The 19,727-nt window shown below is 34.7% G+C and carries 16 protein-coding genes and 3 pseudogenes; 7 read left to right on the top strand and 12 right to left on the bottom strand.

The genetic code is table 11. From position 1 onward, the window contains the following. Nucleotides 1-39 precede the first annotated feature (39 nt). The 4 genes and pseudogenes from ACQH1W_RS07265 to ACQH1W_RS07250 all read left to right on the top strand — a co-directional run bounded on the left by ACQH1W_RS07265 (nt 40) and on the right by ACQH1W_RS07250 (nt 4,784). On the top strand, nt 40-1,779 hold the full coding sequence (locus tag ACQH1W_RS07265) for a transposase (RefSeq protein ID WP_425361040.1): 1,740 nt from the start codon (nt 40-42) through the stop codon (nt 1,777-1,779). Continuing rightward, complete coding sequence (locus tag ACQH1W_RS07260) at nt 1,772-2,485, top strand: tyrosine-type recombinase/integrase (RefSeq protein ID WP_375332853.1); 714 nt, start codon at nt 1,772-1,774, stop codon at nt 2,483-2,485. Before ACQH1W_RS07265 ends, ACQH1W_RS07260 begins: the two co-directional genes overlap by 8 nt. A gap of 303 nt (nt 2,486-2,788) precedes the next feature. Next, entirely contained in the window at nt 2,789-3,415 is a 627-nt protein-coding gene (locus ACQH1W_RS07255; RefSeq protein ID WP_375332852.1) for a recombinase family protein, read from the top strand. Between the two features lie 286 nt (nt 3,416-3,701). Beyond that, nucleotides 3,702-4,784: pseudogene (locus ACQH1W_RS07250) on the top strand (IS481 family transposase). Nucleotides 4,785-5,048: 264 nt separating this feature from the next. Here ACQH1W_RS07250 and ACQH1W_RS07245 read toward each other — a convergent pair. Further along, entirely contained in the window at nt 5,049-6,071 is a 1,023-nt protein-coding gene (locus tag ACQH1W_RS07245; RefSeq protein WP_425361039.1) for a hypothetical protein, read from the bottom strand. 778 nt (nt 6,072-6,849) lie between these two features. Between ACQH1W_RS07245 and ACQH1W_RS07240 the strand changes: the two genes are divergently transcribed. Continuing rightward, the gene (locus tag ACQH1W_RS07240; RefSeq protein ID WP_375332850.1) at nt 6,850-7,629 is read left to right on the top strand and encodes a virulence RhuM family protein; all 780 of its coding nucleotides are present in this window, start codon (nt 6,850-6,852) and stop codon (nt 7,627-7,629) included. A 107-nt stretch (nt 7,630-7,736) separates the two neighbouring features. Here the strand turns inward: ACQH1W_RS07240 and ACQH1W_RS07235 are convergent. Beyond that, nucleotides 7,737-8,578 (bottom strand): IS5 family transposase gene (locus tag ACQH1W_RS07235; protein WP_375332641.1). Its coding sequence is split into 2 segments (ribosomal slippage): nt 7,737-8,206 and nt 8,206-8,578, totalling 843 coding nucleotides; the frame shifts between segments, so codons are not numbered across the junction. A 64-nt stretch (nt 8,579-8,642) separates the two neighbouring features. On the opposite strand from ACQH1W_RS07235, the pseudogene ACQH1W_RS07230 reads away from it, so the two are divergent. Continuing rightward, a pseudogene (locus ACQH1W_RS07230) lies at nt 8,643-8,813 on the top strand (transposase); the annotation flags it as partial. 30 nt (nt 8,814-8,843) lie between these two features. After that, nucleotides 8,844-8,960, top strand: a pseudogene (locus tag ACQH1W_RS07225) (transposase); the annotation flags it as partial. A gap of 178 nt (nt 8,961-9,138) precedes the next feature. On the opposite strand, the gene ACQH1W_RS07220 reads toward ACQH1W_RS07225, so the two are convergent. The 10 genes from ACQH1W_RS07220 to ACQH1W_RS07175 all read right to left on the bottom strand — a co-directional run bounded on the left by ACQH1W_RS07220 (nt 9,139) and on the right by ACQH1W_RS07175 (nt 19,639). Next, nucleotides 9,139-9,591 carry a phage capsid protein gene (locus tag ACQH1W_RS07220; protein ID WP_341762915.1) on the bottom strand — a complete coding sequence of 151 codons (453 nt, stop codon included), beginning with the start codon at nt 9,589-9,591 and terminating at the stop codon, nt 9,139-9,141. A gap of 318 nt (nt 9,592-9,909) precedes the next feature. Further along, on the bottom strand, nt 9,910-10,701 hold the full coding sequence (locus ACQH1W_RS07215; protein WP_341762731.1) for a hypothetical protein: 792 nt from the start codon (nt 10,699-10,701) through the stop codon (nt 9,910-9,912). 3 nt (nt 10,702-10,704) lie between these two features. After that, nucleotides 10,705-11,628 (bottom strand): Rpn family recombination-promoting nuclease/putative transposase, encoded by a 924-nt coding sequence (locus tag ACQH1W_RS07210; RefSeq protein ID WP_425361022.1) that lies wholly within the window; start codon nt 11,626-11,628, stop codon nt 10,705-10,707. A gap of 67 nt (nt 11,629-11,695) precedes the next feature. Continuing rightward, on the bottom strand, nt 11,696-11,977 hold the full coding sequence (locus ACQH1W_RS07205) for a hypothetical protein (protein ID WP_341762733.1): 282 nt from the start codon (nt 11,975-11,977) through the stop codon (nt 11,696-11,698). Nucleotide 11,978: 1 nt separating this feature from the next. Continuing rightward, entirely contained in the window at nt 11,979-13,559 is a 1,581-nt protein-coding gene (locus ACQH1W_RS07200; protein ID WP_425361038.1) for a portal protein, read from the bottom strand. Then, nucleotides 13,552-15,078 (bottom strand): hypothetical protein, encoded by a 1,527-nt coding sequence (locus tag ACQH1W_RS07195; RefSeq protein WP_425361037.1) that lies wholly within the window; start codon nt 15,076-15,078, stop codon nt 13,552-13,554. The genes ACQH1W_RS07200 and ACQH1W_RS07195 overlap by 8 nt, the downstream gene beginning before the upstream one ends. Nucleotides 15,079-15,154: 76 nt before the next feature. Beyond that, nucleotides 15,155-16,447, bottom strand: coding sequence for a hypothetical protein (locus ACQH1W_RS07190; protein WP_425361036.1), 1,293 nt, complete (start codon nt 16,445-16,447; stop codon nt 15,155-15,157). 114 nt (nt 16,448-16,561) lie between these two features. Further along, nucleotides 16,562-17,098, bottom strand: coding sequence for a hypothetical protein (locus ACQH1W_RS07185; RefSeq protein ID WP_341762922.1), 537 nt, complete (start codon nt 17,096-17,098; stop codon nt 16,562-16,564). Nucleotides 17,099-17,342: 244 nt separating this feature from the next. Next, nucleotides 17,343-17,519 carry a hypothetical protein gene (locus ACQH1W_RS07180; protein ID WP_341762923.1) on the bottom strand — a complete coding sequence of 59 codons (177 nt, stop codon included), beginning with the start codon at nt 17,517-17,519 and terminating at the stop codon, nt 17,343-17,345. A 311-nt stretch (nt 17,520-17,830) separates the two neighbouring features. Continuing rightward, nucleotides 17,831-19,639 (bottom strand): DnaA N-terminal domain-containing protein, encoded by a 1,809-nt coding sequence (locus tag ACQH1W_RS07175; RefSeq protein ID WP_375332648.1) that lies wholly within the window; start codon nt 19,637-19,639, stop codon nt 17,831-17,833. Between the last annotated feature and the right edge of the window lie 88 nt (nt 19,640-19,727).

Raw genomic sequence — 19,727 nt, 5'->3', positions numbered from 1 at the left:
AGATTAAGAGCAAATAGCAATAATTTAGCCCTAGAAGCTATGAACTTTATTGTAAAACATCAAAATGATGATGCTTATAAGGCTGAGTATTATCCAGTGGATTGTGAAATTATTACTAAAGGGCTTATTTCACCATTAGACTTAAAGGTTATACAAAACTCTGAAGGAAAAATTAATAGGCTGTATTATGAGATTGCTATATTAAGTTTACTAAAAAAAGAACTAAGATGTAAAAATATTTGGACTGAGAGTACGTTTAAGTATTGTGATCCTGAGAAAGACTTACCAGTATATTCTCAAAAGGTTAAAAGCTTACACTGTAAGATGTTAAATATTTCTGAGAATCCACACAAGGAAGTATTAGTTCTTAAGCACAATATGCTAAAAGCTTTAAAGGAGTTTAACTCCAGTATTGCTAATGATTCAGAAGTTAGAATAGGTATAAAAGCTAAGAAACCTCATATTTATCTAACTCCATATGTTGCACAACCTACTCCTATTAACATAGAATTATTAAAAGATGAGATAGCCTGTCTATGGTCTAATACTAGCTTACTTGACATCTTAAAAGAGGCAGACTTAAGAGTTGGTTTAACCTCAGAACTTATAGAGATTCATGGTAAGAGAATATTAGATGATAAGTTATTACAACAAAGACTATTACTTTCTTTATTTGCTATAGCAACCAATACTGAATTTAACAAGGTTTGTTCTAGTATTCCAAATATCTCAGAGTCTGATTTACGATATGTTAGAAAGCGTTTTATTACCCCAGAATCTCTCAAGTATATTATTAGAAAGTTAGTTAACGCTACTATTGCCATTAGAGACAAACAAATATGGGGAGAGATAGTTAATAGCTTTGCTTCTGATTCTACTAAGTTTACTGCTTGGAGTGGGAATTTAATGACTGAATACCATATACGCTATCAAGGTTATGGTATTATGGCTTATTGGCATGTAGATAAGAAAGCATTGTGTATTTCATCACAAATAATTAGATGCGGTGCTTCAGAAATTGCCGCAATGCTTGCTGGAATTATTCATCACGCTACCAATGCAAAAGTAGAACATCATTCAACTGATACTCATGGCCAAAGCTTGGTAGCGTTTGCTTTTGCTTACCTACTTGGTGTTGACCTTAGGCCAAGAATTAAAGGTATAGGACGCATAAAGTTATATAAAGCCGATGGCAATATAGCTAAATCTAGTTACTCTAATCTTGAAGAAGTAATGACTAGGCCAATTAACTGGCAGTTAATTATCGAGAATTATGATCAGATCATCAGGTATGTAGCGGCTTTAAAGCTTGGCACTGCCGAACCAGAAGTATTACTAAAAAGATTCATTAGCGATAATATCCAAAGCCCAGTATATAAAGCTATTTTGGAGTTAGGAAGAGCAGCGAGGACTATTTATGTATGCAGGTACTTATCATCAAAAGAATTACGTATTGAAGTTGAAGAAGCTTTAAATGTAATAGAAAACTGGAACTCTGGTAATAACTTTGTCTTTTTTGGTAAGAGAGGGGTTATCTCGTCAAACGATGAGATAGATCAAGAACTTTCTATCTTATGTTTACATTTACTCCAGTCATCGTTGGTATATATCAATACATTAATGCAACAGAAAGTTTTAAAAACTGATGAATGGCAACAGCGTTTAATACTTGAAGATAAGAGAGCTTTAACCCCATTATTTTATAAGCATATCAATCAATACGGTCTTTATAAGCTTGATATGAACGAACGCATTAAGATAGAGGGACTGTATGCTTGAGAGTACAACCACTGTACCGCAAAAGGCAAAACAAGTTGCTAAATTGCTTAGAAGTGAAAGACCTGATTATTTTTACTTGAAGGAATTGTTTAGACAGCTTAGGAAAATATTGGATGTTAAAGTGCAAACTAAATCTAAGAAATTGCCATATGTACCTTCAGATGAAGAGATAAAAAAATATTACGAGACAGTATGGGATACCCAAAATATAAAGCACATGGTAATAATAAAGGCCATGCTATATACCGGAGTTAGAGTAGGTGAGTTGGTAAAAATTAAAATAGATGATGTCGAGCTTAATAAGTGTCAGATACGCATTAATGATGGCAAAGGTAAAAAAGACCGGATAGTACCTTTTCCAACAGGGTTTAGAGAAGTGTTAGACCTTTATATTAAAAGCATAAAGAAAAAGAAGAAGAAATTAGAGTACTTATTCGAATCAAATTGGAATAAACCTTATTCTGAGCGTGGTATTAGGAAGATTTTAATGACTTATACAAAACAAGCCAATATGAATCATACTATCACTCCTCATAAATTAAGGCATTTTTTATTTACTTGGATGAAAAAGCAAGGGATTGATGATGCCTTGATACAACCTTATTCTGGTCATGAATCTAGGCAATCTCTAGAGATATATTCTAAGCTATCGATAACTGATGCTCAAAAGACGTACAATAAGGTTATAAATGACTTTCCAGTATGATAGTAGAAAACACAAAATAAAAAAGGATACTTTTAGCTATAAAAAGAGAGGTAAATTTTTAAAAGGTGACTAAGTTCAAATATTGGCTGTAAAACCAATGGATATAAGGGTTTGTAGGTAATTGATAATTTTAATTAAGATACAAAATGTGTAAAAAGTAGCTACCGTCAATAGTGCATTACGATTAGGGATACAGGCGTTGGATTTCGTTTTTCGCACGTTCCGTTACGCTGTGCCTAGTTGCATCAATCTGCATAAGTTTGTATCTTCTATTATAGCTTTTCTTATATAAAAAGGGTAATTATGTTAATAGGTTATATGAGAGTATCAAAAGCTGATGGTTCACAAGTTTTAGATTTACAACGAGATGCACTTATACAAGCAGGTGTAGAATCTGGAAGAATTTACGAAGACCTAGCATCAGGTAGATTTGATGATAGACCTGGGCTTACCGCATGCCTTAAAGCTTTGCAACCTAGCAACACACTGGTAATATGGAAACTTGATAGATTAGGTAGAAATCTAAGACATCTAGTTAATATAGCTGAAGAATTAAAAACAAAAGAGGTTGGTTTTAAGGTACTAACAGGACAGGGGGCGCAAATAGACACTACAACCCCATATGGTAAATTAGCATTTGGCATGTTCGCATCATTAGCTGAGTTTGAAAGAGAATTGATAATAGAACGTACAAATGCTGGTCTGGTCTCAGCTAGGGCAAGAGGGAGACTTGGGGGGAGACCTCGAAAAATGGATGTAACTACCCTAAAAATTGCTATGTCTGCTATGCAAAATAAAGAATCAGTAGCCATGGAAGTAGCTAAACGTTTGGGTATTACTACAACTACGCTTTATGCATACGTAAATAGCGATGGTTCGTTGAAAGAATTAGGCACAAAGTTACTAGAGAAATTTGGTGAGCATAATTAACGTTTCTTATTTACTTAAATATATGCAATTGGAAGACTAATTATGGCTAACGTAAGCATTTCAAACCTTACCACTGAGGAAAGAGATAAAGTGTGTGATTTATAGACCTTGTTGCAACAGAGATGTAAGATAAAATTACGACTTATCTTTTAGTACTTAATATATTTTTTTGTTTAATTGTAAAAGTAAAGACTTGATCTGACAGTTTGGAGTTGTTGGGTACGAAAATATCGAATAAAATCGTACCCAGCAAATTTTAACAACCTCTTATTAAGGAGACTGTCAAATGATAACATATCAAGAAAAAATCATAAAACCAAGAATTGGTTTATTACAATTAGCAGAACAACTAGGAAACGTATAGCAAGCTTGTAAAGTAATGGGCTATAGCAGAGATACATTTTACCGCTATAAGGAACTGCATGAGCAAGGTGGAGCAGAATCTTTGTTTGAGATGACTAGAAAGAAGCCATGTTTGAAGAATCGTGTTCCATCTAATATCGAGGATGCAGTAGTTAATATAGCTGTTGAATTTCCTGCTTATGGTCAGGAACGTACTGCTAATGAATTACGTAGGAGAGGTATCGTTATCTTTGGAGGTGGAGTAAGGTCTGTTTGGCTACGTCATGATCTAGAGAATTTCAAAAAGCGTCTAAAAGCATTGGATGCTAAAGTTGCAAATGATGGTATTATTTTGAGTGATGCACAACTTGCTGCACTTGAGAAAATCAAGAATAAACGTGAAGCAACTGGTGAGATTGAAATCATGCATCCTAGTTACCTTGGCTCTCAAGATACCTATTATGTTGGAAACATTAAAGGCATAGGACGTATCTACCAACAAACCTTTGTAGACACTTATTCTAGGGTAGCTATTTGTAAGCTTTATACCGAGAAAACGCTATTACTATAGCAGACCATTTGAATGATAGGGTTATTCCATTTTTTGAAAAGTATAATATCCCTTTGCTTCGAATACTTACAGATAGAGGCACGTAATATTGTGGTAAACCTGAGAATCATGCTTATCAACTATATCTTGGTATTGAGAATATAGATCATTCTAGAACTAAAGCATATAGCCCTCAAACTAATGGTATATGTGAGCGTTTTCACAAAACTATGCAGGAAGAGTGCTATCACATTCTATTCCGTAAAAAGCTCTATAATACATTAGATGAGTTACAAGCTGATATAGATACTTGGCTTACAAATTATAATAACGAAAGGTCTCATTCAGGTAAACATTGTTTTGGTAAAACACCAATGCAAACTTTTAGAGATTCACTTATATATTGCTAAAGATAAAAATATTAGTAATATAGAGAGAATATCAGACAACTTGGCTATTACTTATCAAGCTGTCTGATTATTACTTATTGTCAGATTAAGTCGTAACTAGTACATAATAATTAGATACTATTTTATCTTACATCTCTGTTGCAACAAGGTCTATAAATCACACATATAAGGTACATAGAGCATCCTAGTTTATCGGCGGGAATTTGTGCTTTGGATACCACACACCTGTCTTGCTCCACCTTGCTCTGCAATAACTGCCTAAAGTCATCAGTGCCAGTTAGGATCATCCTTGGTGCTACTATAGTATTTGGAGCATTTGTTGTTACAAATATCAACTTTTTTCTTCAGTCTTACTTGTACCCAAAGTCACAAAGCGTTGACCCGAAGTATCTAAGGCACGGCAAGCAATTGATTGTACCTGCTTAGTTGCATTATCTGCTTTCTCAGTCAGTTCTTTTATGTATGTTTCCTGTTTCTTGATTTTGTCTTCAAGATAACCGATACTCTGCTCGTTTAGTTTTAATATGCCATCATATTCTTTCTGCTTCAATTGGCTATCAAACTCATATTGTTGTAACAATTGTGTACGTAACAATTCTTCGGCATTTGTCATAGCCTCTTTTATTTTATTTGGCATTTCTTCCACTTGCACTTTTAAAACATCATAGTCTTGTTCTTTTGCTACCAAATAAGCTTCTCGTCTTAGTAAATTATCTTTTAAGTCAGATAATTCCTTTTCCATAATGGCTCTTTTGTTATTATATTCATCAGTTTCCTTGCGACGCTTTAATTCCAAAGCATAACTATATTCTTCTTCCTCACGCTTTCTAGTTTTTGCAAGAATATCTTTCTGTTCCTTGTAATCTTGCTCGAGAATTGTACGTTGTTGTTGCCAATGAGATTTCTCACTAGCCATTTCCTGTTGAAAATTCTGTTTTATTTGCTGCATTTCTAGCTCAAAACACTCTTTTTGTTCAGATTGAGCTTGCAATAAAGCTGATAAAGTATTTGCTGTTTCATGAATTTGATATAGTTCCTGTAGATGCGTTTGTTCTAAAATAATAGCCTCACGCAAATTGGCTAATTTTTGAAACTCATCCAACAATTGTTCTGATAAATTATCAATTTTTTTAATAGTCTTTGATTTTAAAGTACTTAAGTCAGCTAATATATCATCCGATGAATTATTGATTGCTTTGGTTACTATTTGTTGTTTCTCTTCCTGCTTTTTATGTTCTTGAGGACTCGCAACCTGTTTTTCAGTTAATTTTGTTACCACCTCATTATAGGCTGCTAAGATCTGATCCTTAGTACTTTTAACCGAAACTTCTTGAATATTCTGTTTTTTTGTCATCTTCTTAAAACTACTTATAATTTTTTACTATAAACACACGCATGGTAAACTTTTCTCTATTTCTTATAATTGTAATAGCAGATTAGATTGTAAACTAATATCAACCATTACACAAGTTAGATATAAAATACTTTTCTTTTTGAAAACGTATTATTTTGCTAAAATAGGAGACCATTCAAAAGCAGGGGCAAAGCTAAATTTTGCTAAAAATATGCCTAGCTTTTTATAAAAATATATTACAAAATGAATCTATAACACCTGAAACATATTTTATCCTATTTGATGTAACTGATAAACTGATAAATTGCTTTTATTATGTCTGACAATACTAATTGTCTTGCAATATAGAATTAACAGGTATAATTAATATTAGGTCTATCACCAGTTGGAATAGAATTAATAATTCTATCTTAAAAAATAATCAGTATTACTCGCTTTTATGCACTCTATTGTCAAAAATAATTCTTCTTGGAATGAAAATTTATGTTAAGTTATTATTTTTTTATTGACTTCCATTACGGATGCTGAGGTTATTATACGATTAGATTTCTTAGCTTTAGTTGTTCCAAGGTATATATCTCAAGGAATGCATAGATGGGACGTTATAATTTATGCTATGATATGTTTTATAAAAAGAAGTTATTTTGGGCAAATTTTATGCTGCTAGTTAGCTTTTGCCCCGTTTCTGTAATTTGACCCCATATTTGTTTTTTAGAAAAACCGCGTTGGTTAGAAATAAACATTTTTGTAAATGCATTTAAAATAATTAGGAATATCTATGAATAAAATGCAAAATAATCAGTTAGTTATTTATCAAACTGAGAATGGTGAAACCAAAGTTGACGTACAAATATATGATGACACGGTATGGCTTACTCAACAACAGATAGCAGAACTTTTTGATAAAGATAGAACAGTAATTACTAAACATATTAATAAAATCTTAGCAGAAGAGGAGCTTGATAACACAGTATGTGCAATTTTTGCACATACTGCATCAGATGGTAAGAAATATGATACGAAATATTATAATTTGGACATGATAATATCCGTTGGATACCGGGTAAACTCTAAACGAGGAGTGCAGTTTAGGAAATGGGCAGCCAAAATATTAAAAGATTATCTCATTAAAGGGTATAGCATTAATCAAGATAAAGTCGTGCAAAATAGACTAGTTCAGTTAAAGCAAACAGTTGAGCTATTATCAACGACTTTGATCAATCATAATTTAGTTAATGATACTGGTAGAGAACTAGTTAGTCTAATTAAAGCCTATAGTAAAACATGGGATATGCTGATTAAGTATGACGAAGATAATTTAAATATGCCAACGAACTTGCAGGAGGCAAGTAGTGGTTTACTAAATTACCAAGAATCAATACAGGCAATACTAGTATTAAGACAAGAATTACAACAACAAGGAGCAGAAGCCGGCAATTTATTTGGAGTTGAAAGGGATGATGCCTTGAGTGCTATTTTAGGTAATATAGATCAAACATTTGGCGGAGAGCAATTATATCAATCATCGCAAGCTAATACTGATTATCTTTCAAAATAGAATTAATAATTTAATTCCAACTAATGATAGACCTAATACTAAATTATACCATGATACCATGTTAATTCTATTTTGAAAGATAATCAGTATAAGAGCTTGTCCGCAAACTAAGTAATAGAAGTAATCCTACGAAGAAGTAATCGACTCATAGCCAAAAAAATTATATTTTCACTAGAATCAGTAAGAAAATCATATTCCTTGGAGAGCCTTCTATTTCTATTTATCCAAGCAAAGGTTCTCTCAACAACCCATCGCCTTGGCTGTACTTTAAACCCAACTTCCCTTGTTGGCAATAGTTCTAGTGGTGTATTTTTTGGTATCCAAAATCTGCACACTGGGCGTTTAACAATTTCTAAATCTATGTTATACTTTTCCTTAATGAGACCCTTTAAATCTTTAGACTGATACCCCATATCAGCCCACATTTGTTTAATAGTAGTGTACTCTTTTTGCATGTTACTGAGTAGCACTGTAGCTCCGTATCGATCATTCTCATTCGCAGAACCGACATAACAACCTAATACAAAGCCTTGTGTATCGGTAATAATATGCCTCTTTCTGCCCTTAATTTTCTTAGCTCCATCATAACCTTTAGCTCCCCTTTTTCTGTTGTCTTGACAGACTGACTATCTATTATGCAAGCACTAGGATACTCATTTCTACCTAATTTTCGTCTAACATCCTTGATAAGTTCATGGTTCATACGTTCAAATACACCTTGCTTCTTCCATCTTCTAAATTGTTCATATACTGTCTTCCAAATTGGAAAGTCATGCGGCATATATCTCCACTGACACCCAGTACGTAATACATAAAAAATTGCATTCAAAATCTCTCTTTTGCTATGTTTTAAAGGTCTACCTCCCTTTACATACGATACTTGAAACAAACCCTCTATCCTTAACCATTCTTCATCTGTTAAATCTGTTGGATAATTTTTTCTGCTCATTCTTCTATACTTCTTACTAATAATACTTTGTTCACTTCATCATACCTTAATTTTAGTTTGCGGACAAGCTCTTAAAGTACAGCCAAGGCGATGGGTTGTTGAGAGAACCTTTGCTTGGATAAATAGAAATAGAAGGCTCTCCAAGGAATATGATTTTCTTACTGATTCTAGTGAAAATATAATTTTTTTGGCTATGAGTCGATTACTTCTTCGTAGGATTACTTCTATTACTTAGTTTGCGGACAAGCTCTTACACTATGAATATTTAAAACAACAATTTTGGAAAGAAAATACTTTTTGGTCGGATGGTTATTTTGTTTGCTCGATTGGCGAAGCTAATTCCGATACAATTAGACGATATATTGAAACTCAAGGTAAGTAACGCCTTACATCCCACATGCTAAAGACATATGGGTTTTACGGCGTTATTTATAAATTTTGTAGTTATGCATCATCCTCATTCTCACTCTCAACAATACCACCACCAAAGTTATCGTCCTCAATGTCACCACCACCAAAATCATCACCAACATCAGAAGCAGCACCGGCAGCCGCTCTTCTCACGCTCTTCTCATGTTAAGCCCTCGTACCCTAGTAGCTAAGTTATTGTTAGCCATTACTGCTAAATTATTATCATTGATATCCGCCTTATTATCAACATTACGACACTGACTACCAAACATCTGCCATGGCATTGTTATGCTATGTACACCTCTTCGGTGATTCTTTTTCGCTATTTCTTCCCACAATGCCCCTTGATGGCTGCTACGATCGTAATTCTCTAAACATTTAATTACTACTACTGCTTGTTCATTATCACGGCTAGCTCCAAAGGCTTCACTATAATATAGCACCTTGGCATAATGATATTGTACTAGCTCTTCAATGCCCTTCTTGTTAGAACCACTGACCGTGTTAAATCTTATAGCTCCTTCATTAAAGGCATAGCAGTCCTTAACAGCATATCTAGATTGAACCGCATCCCCAGTATCATCAAATATACCACCCAACATCTCACTAGTAATAAAGGTAAATCCTAAGAAGCTTATATCATAATTTAAAGATATAAGAACCTAGGCTGATATTTTTGGCAAATTGTTCTTTAAGACCATCTGTTATTTGTTCCATTTTTCCTCCTCAAATAATCTATCAATATTTAAAGTGCTATATCATTTATACTAGAATGTGGTTGTTGTCCGCTATGCAGCTAACAAGCTTTCGGGTATATATGCTATTAGTGGCTCTTTTATGATAGGTTATTGCGAAGTTGCAGCCTTAAATGAGTTGTCACCTACTTCATGACTTTAATGATTGGTTGGTTACGTTATTTTTTATTGTTTTTTATCATAAGCGATCTTATATAATTGTTGCATACGTCTAACAGCTTGATCATGTCCCGTATGGTCTTTAGTCCTTAATTTTACCATAAACTCAGGGTCAGAATCAAGTTTTTCTATCTCTGACAATGCAGCTTCCCGGCTATTAATTGCAGGTAGCTCTTTACCAGTTACTAACGAGTCGGATTTTAAAGTTTCACCAACCCTAACTAACAAATCTACTAGGGCTGGCGAGTAATTGGAATCTTCAATTAATTCAGCTAGTTCTTTAGTACCAAACTTAGACAAGGCTGCCTGCATCACTGTCATCTTACTGTCAAAACCTTCACCATAAGTGTTTTTCAACCAACCAATGTGAGAGTGACGTGTTTGCTCGATAGCATTTTTTTGCTGTTTTTGTAAATCCTGCGAAAAACCATACAGAGAATTAAGCAGCTTCTCACCTTGTCTTTTAGATAGTCCGCTTTGGTAAAACATGTCTTCATAACGAGTTAAGTACTCCTCATCTTCCTTGGGTCGTTTATCAGTATATCTCTTATCTTCAGGCAGTCCAAGTCGACAATAAAATTTATGCCATTCTTCATCAGAGCTATCATCTTTTGGCATGGCAATTCGTTGATTCAAGCTTTTCTCTGCTTCCAAATAGCTCTGAGCTAAAGATGAGACATCCTTGAATTTACCCAGTGACTCAGCCTTACGTATTTCCTCAGGCATATTAGCTAACCAATCATTACCAAAGGAATTAGGACTAGTTTCATAGTTATTAGCAGTTACTTCTTTACTCATAGGTTATTCTTCTTTTAACACTTCTATTTCTTTTTTTAACTGTTCTATTTTTTCAATGGTTAGTTTTGTATATTTAACTATTTTTTCTATTGGCTCATTATCAATTAACATTTCTTTTGCTGTAGCTATAGCTTTGTTTTCTTCACCTTTCTCAAACCCTTCTTTCCTACCTTCTTCCCTACCTTTTTGCTCAGCTGAAACTATATAATCACGTTGTTTTAAGGATTCATTGACATATCTATTATAAGCTATACGTTCTTTTGTAGTCATTTTTAGGATGCTAAGTCGTTCAGCTACTTTCTTCATATAAGGTGATTTAAAATCATCTCTAACCTCATTGTGTTTAGCAAAATATAACCATTCATCCATTTCCTTTTTTATAATATCGTCAAAAAGTGGTACGGAAATAACAAAATATTCTGGAAATACATTATGAATATCCACTACCTTACCCTCTGTATCAGCAAGATGCAGGTCTATAGGATGTTCTCTATCGATTTCTCTAAAAATAGTTTTACCGTAATATAAAGGCGATTTCATACCTGCATAAGCAAAATATATTAAGTTGATATGAAATACTTTTTTGATGCTAGCATAATCTTGACTCGCATAAATACTATCAACAATCAACCGGCTAGTATTAAAGCAAGCTTTATGGAGAAACAAGCTAGTATAAGTGCGATCTATCTCAACAATATATTTATGACCTTGTTGGTCTTCAACAACAACGTCAGCAATGCTTTTTTTTAGGTCTACACTTTCTTTATTACTTTCACTCTCCAGTAAGGCAATGATTTTTACTGCTGAATAGCCGCCGACATCTCTAAGTATCGCCGAAATAAATCCCTCGACTATCTCATAGTCACCTTTGTTCTTGAGTAAATATTTAATTGCATAGTCCAACGATATCAGCGGTTTACTGCTCATAAATTATCCTCATTATAAAAAACCACATTTGTCTGTTTAAAAACTATTTTTTTACTATTGTAAACTACTACTCTATTTTAGCACCATCAATATTATTAACTCCATCATCTCTTGACGCTTGCGAGCATATGTATAAAAACAAAGCTCGCATGCCTTCATTGAAAGCGGTGTAGTTGCTTTCTTGCCGTATAAAGTTGCTGTGATACACACCACTTAATTGAGCCAAGTCTTCTAATACTATTCTACCATCTTCTCCACTAAAAATCTGCAAATAAATTGATTTTAATTGCTCTTTTGTCACTATTGTGGGTGGAGATTGAGTTGCTCCCGAGTTAATTGATAGTTTCATTTTATTGTCCTTGTATCTGTTGTTGTTGCAACTGTTGCATTTGCATCATCTTACGTTGTTGTCTGATTTGTAATACTTCTTGTTCACTCTTGAGGATTGAGCTTGGGGCTTCTCGTAGTTCAAAAAATAGTTTAAAACACTCATCCCAGTTAATATTATCATAAATCTCAGGAAAAAAGTTACTTATACCACTTCTTTGGAAAAAACCTAATACTTGTTCAACGCTGGCTATTGCTGATGTTTTTTGTACCCTAGATAGTGGTGAAACATATCCAATCTCTATCTCAGGTGGGCTATTTGCCCCCTCTAAGATCGGTACTCTGTTATATTTGATTAGTGTTTGATATATCGCCATAATTAACGGATTTAACAACTCACTCTCAATTCTTCCAACCATCGGGGACATTAAACGGTATTGTTCTTCCGTTCTAATTTGCACCTCAGTGGCAGTCATTTCTTTGTTTTCTTTCTGCATTCTGAATATATCAACATAGAATGCCTTAAATATAGCATCGCGGCATTGATTCTGCTCGATTTCAGTCGGTAGGATATTCTCCATACCAGTTAGGGGCATTATTTTATCTGCCATACCGTTACGATAGAAATTAACACTGCCCGGCGTAGTGTATAGCGGTAAGTAATATCCATCTTTTGGCACTAATAATGGTGGGTCTAGTTGTTTTTGGGCTACTTTTAGGGTAATTTGTCTTAAACTATTGAGTAATTTAATATCAGGTAGCACATGATGAGCCGGAGCATAACCATATACTTCACCTTCTTCTTTTACCCACCGCGTTACAAAAAATGGGAAATAAGAATAACCTGATTGACTGATAATTTTTTGTTCAGCGAGATAGATGTACTCTGAACTATAGGGCAGTAGCGATGAGCTAGATGTTGAAGGACTAGCTGTTACCATTGTTCTTCTACCTTTACTTTTCTGATTTTGAGCTTGTGGGCTAACTATGTGCAATATTTCTACTATTTCATCAGGATTTCGGGCTAACCTTTCTTTGAAAGGGGCAAAGTCTACCCATTTCGCTGATGCCGATTTTATCGGCATGCTAAATAGTCGGTACATTGTATTAACAAAACCAAACTTATCCTCTTCAAAATAACATTCCTGCAAATTAATATTACGAAAGAACAGGGTCTGTGCTAATTCTAAATCTTCTTCAACATAGAATATTGCAGTACCAAAAGCTGATAAATTCAAGAAAAATTGATGAATCTGACTATAAAAATTAGAAGCCGGATTATTAAATATATCCATTAGGGTTTTTTCTAGCATTTGGGCTAGCATGTTGCGTTCAGCGGTGGTTAAATATTGCTGTTGCTCATCATTTTCAGCAACTATAGTAAGATTAAACCAATTCATTGCTGGGTTTACCAGCAAGCTTTGTAAACCTGATGCTAATTGCTCTCTTGACCAAATAGAAGTTGAGTCAAATATTACCTTATTAGTCTCCGTTTGTGGACAAACATATTTCTTCAACTCATCCCATATATGATGCCACTTCTCCCGTTTAGTTTTGAGATTATCAAAATATTCAATCTTTTTGTTTAAATCACTATCAGCCATAAGATGTCACCATATTTGTGTTGTAATTGGTACGTGTTGCGTTTGGATTTATGGTTGAGTTTGGGTTTAAATAAGGCTCGCCCAGCTTCTTTGACACTTTCTTGAGTTTCTTAATGAACTCATTATCATATAACACCTCATAGTTATACTTTTTACCGCTAGCTGCCGTCATACTAGGCAAACCAAGGGTTAACCCTTCAATATCCTTAAGCGACACGATCTTGCCAAGAGATTCGTGCAACGGTGGTAAATCTTTTAATTGTGGCACTGACCGCATGCCAAAATGTTCCAACGCTTGTTTTAGACCACCAAGTTCAGGTATGGCTCTTTTTTCTAATCCTGATGGACCGTATCTTGCTATTCGCGACAAATCAGCTCCTATACTTGAATCATTGTTGTTAAGATTAATTCTTTCTAAACCAGCAAGTTTACGACTAATATCGGATTTATTCATATAATGAGCAATACCCACGATCGGGGATAACATTTGGATTCCCGAACCTATCCCAGCAAGTATTGAACCCTCAGCAGCAATCCCTCCTAAGCCTGCCCCAAGTCCAAAAGTTAAAGCTGTTAGTCCCAATCCTTGTGCTAGCCCAGTCACTCTTGCAGATTTTTGATACTTACCAGCTCGCCACTCTAAATCCCTGCCATAGCTATCCAACTGGCTTTGAGCAGCTTCCCCATAACTTCTTAACTGGTTTTGCAACCCTTCAGCATGCGACCGCTGCCTTGTATAGTTAGCAGTGATTTGCTCTTGTCTATTCTGTTCTTGTTTGCATTGTTCAATCATGCTGAGCAATTGTTGTCTAGCATTATCAAAGTTACTAGTATCCTGCGACAATCGATTTTGCTGTGATTGATAGTTAGTAAGCTGATGTTCAAGATTAGCTTTCTCCCTTGTTAGCTGTTGATGCTCTTTGGTGATACTATCCATCGAATGACGTATTTTACTTTCTGTTTCACTACGTTGCTTTTTTAACAATTCAACATCTTGCTGATATTTAGAAATGTGGCTACCGGCTTCCTCTTCGGTTAAACCTTTCAAGCTTTCTCTTCGCTGGGCTACTTGATCATACAGGTTTTGGAATTGACCCGGTAATTGCTCTACCTCGCTTATCTTTGCATCAAGAGCAGGAGCTTTTTGTGTAAATGCTGCAAAAGCTTGTTTTAGCTGATCAGCTGATGTGACCAAACTAGCTCTTTGTGATTCTATGTTTTTTAAGCCACTCTCATATTGTCGAGTATGATAATCTAGTTGGTGTTGCATATCATAGCTTCTCATGCTAGCTTGATACTGTTGCTCCTCTAGAGAGTGTAAGCCCTGCTGAGCTTGTTGCAATTGCTGCGACAAATTATTGATAGTACTTTGTGCTTCACTCGCATAATTACTATAACGATCTCGTGACTCATTATAGAGACGCTTCTGTCTTGATGTATCAGCTCCAGTAATGTACCTGTTCCTAGATGCACCAACCGCTAAAGCACCAAGTCCTAGTAAACCTAATATTGGCCACATATATTACTTTGCCTTAATTATTTATTAATTACCATTATCTATTATTGCATCATCAATTCTTGCTTCTTCTGCTCCATCATCTTTCCAACGCATTGTAATCATTCATTACTTTACGATATTGTAATATATTATATTGCGATTGTTGTTGCTCATTACCAGTTTTAACATCCATGGCAAGATAACAAAAGCTCTCGGTTATATCAGTTGCTCTAGATGAATTAGAATGCACTCCTCTTTTTGTAGGATCAAACTCGAAAAGTCCGTTAATGCCACGTTGACATTTTTGGGCGTCGATGCGGCATTTACTGAGTAGTATTCTTGCCTTGGTTATCATTTCTTCCCGTAAATATTTCCTACCAATAGCAAAAGGCGAGAAGCCTACTTTCTCTGCTACCTCATTAGCTTGTTGTAATCTTGTATCCAAAGTTGGCATTTGCCTTCGACTCATATCATGGGGCAATACATTGCGTCCATATTGATAAGGTCTAGTTCTTAAATGCGTCAAGTAAAACTCTAAATCCTTACCCCTGTTCATATAAAAGTCAATAATATCGATAGAATCTTTTTTTTCTTGAACAAACCAAATAACCGTATAATCAACAATCCCTATATCCCAGTAAGTATGAACCTGATAGGCTGGGTCATATGGCACATAGCCAATACGCCCCTGACTTTCAGCTAGTCGTAACTGTTCAACAAAAGTACCACCTTGATCAGCTCTCTTGTAACGATAAGCAGCAAAGTCACAATAAAACTCTCTTTGAATCTCTTCGTTACTCATGTCGACTGAAGTCAACTTGTTTTTATCAACTAATGGCTGCCCCTCATGATCAGTAGTATCTTCAATAGTTTTTATTTGGCAAAATACTTCCGGACTATCTTGGTATTTCCGGTATAATTCTTCACCATGTACAAGTTTTGGATTATCAGAAGGGGTATACAAATAAAGCAACCAGCCATTATTACGAATTACCATCGGCTCTATAACGCAACTCATAGCTCGTGGATCATGATAAGAATACTCTGAGATAACTGCTCCTTTAATACCACTACCCCTGATAGTGGCATAACGATCGCTACCAACAAACTGAATCACTGAACCATTTTTAAATAATATCCGTTGCTTATATTGCTGACTACGAGCAATAATCCCTTTAGGAATAAATGACATATAAGGACGCCCCGATAATGTCATACCATCCCATATGCTCATTTTAGCTTGATTATAGGTAGGATAGACATACCAATAAATGCCAACTTCTCGAATAGCACTAGCAGTGATCCAGTTAATACCCATAATATCCTTACCAGCTCTTCTATGCCAAATGGCTATAGCTTTCTTACCACCGCTATATAAATACCTCCACAAAGGCAACTGAAATGGATAGGGTACCAATCCACCGGAAATTTAAGACTTTTAGAAGCAGAGCTAGAAAGCTCTTTGCTGGCTTTAGCTTTACTAATAGTTTTCATCACTTTGGTCTTACTGTCCTTTGGCAAGTGCATATTCTGCTTCATACGATTCTATTTCAAAATTAGTTACATCTATCATCTTTGCTATTTCTCGGGCTTTTGCTGCCTGTTCAGCTTCATCACTATTTTTCCTATGGTAACTAGCATCATGCTTCCTTGTTTGATATTTTTGCGAATTGGCTTTAAGATATTCCAGCAAAGACTTAGAGCAATATTTTTTCTTAGTAGCTATTGCCTGATTATCCTTGTTATAAGTCACTTCCTCATAACCGTTAATTGCCCTATCATATAACACCCCTTCTGCTCTATCTACCGCAATGGCTAAAGCTAAATTGACGCATTTGGTTAAATATTTATCGCTATTAATAACTCGGTGCAACCTAAGTGGTGAAATACAATCAGCCTTCTTAGCTGCAATAACGATGTTACCATGTTCACAAAGATATAATAGGAAATTAGAGATATCATCTATTGAGCCAAACTTACTAATGCTACTAGATGATATCTTTGCTAAATATTTTTCAAACAAACCATAATTTTTGATCATGTACATCTCTTTAAAAATTCCTTATAATTCCCTTTATTATAGCTGATTTTCAGGTTTTTTACCAATTAATTAATTGAAAATATCCCCCTTATATTTTGCAGTGTATCACAACTAAAAATTGCTGTCAATGCTTTATTTTCTATTTTATTGTTATTTTTTTTTAAGATATAAAAAATTGACAAAAGTGAAAATTTTTAATAACAAGTGATTAATTACCTCAAAAAAATTTTTCGCGTGACGCCCCCTATACCCCATTTTGCATAGCTACCACCCCCCGGGTGATTCCGCGAACAATTTTTGCCAAAAAATGTAAAAAACTGATAAAAATCGTACAAAATCTTGGCAAAATAGCTATAGATGGTGAATTTAGTATAACCCCACCTTCTTCATAAGAAGATAGTGATGTATCCACAAGGTGCATTACTCTCATCTTCTCTAAGTTCAAATAACCTTCTGTAGTGTTTTTATAGTGTTTTCAACCCTAATTAAATAATTCTTGATTATTATTAACTTCTTTGTAATCATTCTTTTTTCTCAACTAATACAATTAGTTTCATCAACTTAACTACCAATTCAAATTTTTGTTTATTATTGCAATAATACCTTAAAATTTCGCAAATACAGACTCGTACAATAGTGTTATTTGTTTTTAACATACACCCTTTAAAAGCTAAAAATTAAAATCCTCTTATAAACATATTTAAAATAGCTTTAAATGCTATTTGCCATAGCTTACAGTCCAGCCATTCTATCAACTTTCATTAACTCAAAAGTATAATTCAGTTTACTGCACGCATCTTCCAAAGCTCTCCTGTAATTACTCTTAATCCAATCCCCAATAAAGGCAGTAGCTGGTTTGAGAATAAGCTTATTGCAAGTCGTATCTTCTTCAATTGCTTCTAACTTGCTAAACCAAGCTTTGTCCAAGTGTTCACCGTATAATTTTAACAAATATTTCCTTACTTTATACCATACTGACTCTGGATTTAGTCCACTTAGCTCTAAATCATAATCCGATACCTCTCTTTTGTTGGTAATACGCAATTGCTGAACATCTTTGCCATATACCTCTGCTACTATCTTGAGTAATGTGCATTTGTCAGTTTCTGACAAAGAGATATCCGCTAGATCAATCTTGTATTCATCGTCACATACTCCAAAAAAACTGCACCTCTTCAGCAATTGATAAGCAGTACTAGCCTGATGCTCCTCAAAAGCTTCAACAATCTTACGTTTCAATTGATTCAGTGGTTTAACGCCCTTACTATCTTTTACCTTTTGCAAATAAGCCTTTCTTGCACTAGTAGCATTGTTCAGATCGAAGTTAAAATTTGGGTTATTTGCCTTAGCTGGTGGACGCATTTCATGAATCAAAGTTTTTTTCATGTAATTCAGTACTGCTTGCTTGCAGGGAAAGAGACGATTAGGAGAGTCCACGCTATGTTTAATCAACAGCTTGTTGACAAAACTCAATTCGTAATTACGACCTGTTTTCCTTTTTAGCCAATCAGCATCTTCTCCGCTCAATGGGTAAAACATCTCTAGCTTCCTAGGTGAATACCAGCCTTTAGCCTGTTTGGTAATATCACTGAGCCACCTAGGCAATTTCCCACTAGCTTCTTGCTCAGACCCGCTACCTCCTGAATACCCGTCTGTTGAATCAGAATCTGAATCGTAATCTGACTCGTCATCAGTTGGAGTTGCCTCAGAGGAATTGCAGGGTAACGTTTCATTTACTGAGCTTACCGTTACCTCCGTAGGTAAATTAACGCTTTGCTCCTCAGTTGACTCAACTTCTGACAGATTTTGTTCACCTGAACTTACCGTTATCTCCGGCGATGAATTAAAGCTTTGCTCCGTAGTTGACTCAACTTCTGACAAACTTTGTTCACCTCTTTTCGTCGTTACCTCAAGTGGTAAATTAACGTTTTGTTCCTCAGTTGATTCAGGCTCTAACACATTTTGTCCACAGACTTGCCCACAATTTTCTTGATTTTTTCCATATCTAGATATTATAGATATATTATATATAGATGTGTTTTTTTGAAAATTTTTTACAGTTGGGTGGTAATTTTTTTCCGGTTGACCGGAAATTTTTTGCTGGTTAGGTAGAATATTTGTACGATTAACGTGATAAGAAGTATCATTAGCTTTACGAAAATTTATAAATTTCTTAAGAAGTTTGATAGATAAAATATTACGGCATTTTAGGTTATGTTTGACCGTAGTAATCAAAGTGTGATAAATGAACCCACTTGTTTGTAATTCTATTAGACATTGTTTAACCCGTCTTTGGCAAACTCCTAGCTCTTTCTCGAAAAAATGATAGCCTTCTTGTAATTCTTGTATATTGTTGTAGCTATCAGTTTTCGTGCAAGAAACTATCAACGATAAAAGTTGACGAGATGTTTTACTTAATTGTTTGCCACAATTATTGGTAAGATTTCGCCACTCAGGTGGGACAAAATTACCGACTATATTATAGAAAATAGTATCAGGATTTTCAATTAAGTTGTCAGAAAAAATTAACGATTCTGTCATATTTCCTCCCTGTGAAAAACGGTTAAAAATAGACTATTTTGTAGGTCAAATTTCAGGAAATTTGTCTGAGAAGTTACATATGAATTAC

The sequence above is a fragment of the Candidatus Tisiphia endosymbiont of Stenodema calcarata genome (assembly GCF_964030695.1).
Lineage (GTDB): Bacteria > Pseudomonadota > Alphaproteobacteria > Rickettsiales > Rickettsiaceae > Tisiphia.
This window is presented reverse-complemented; position numbering and strand designations above follow the sequence as displayed.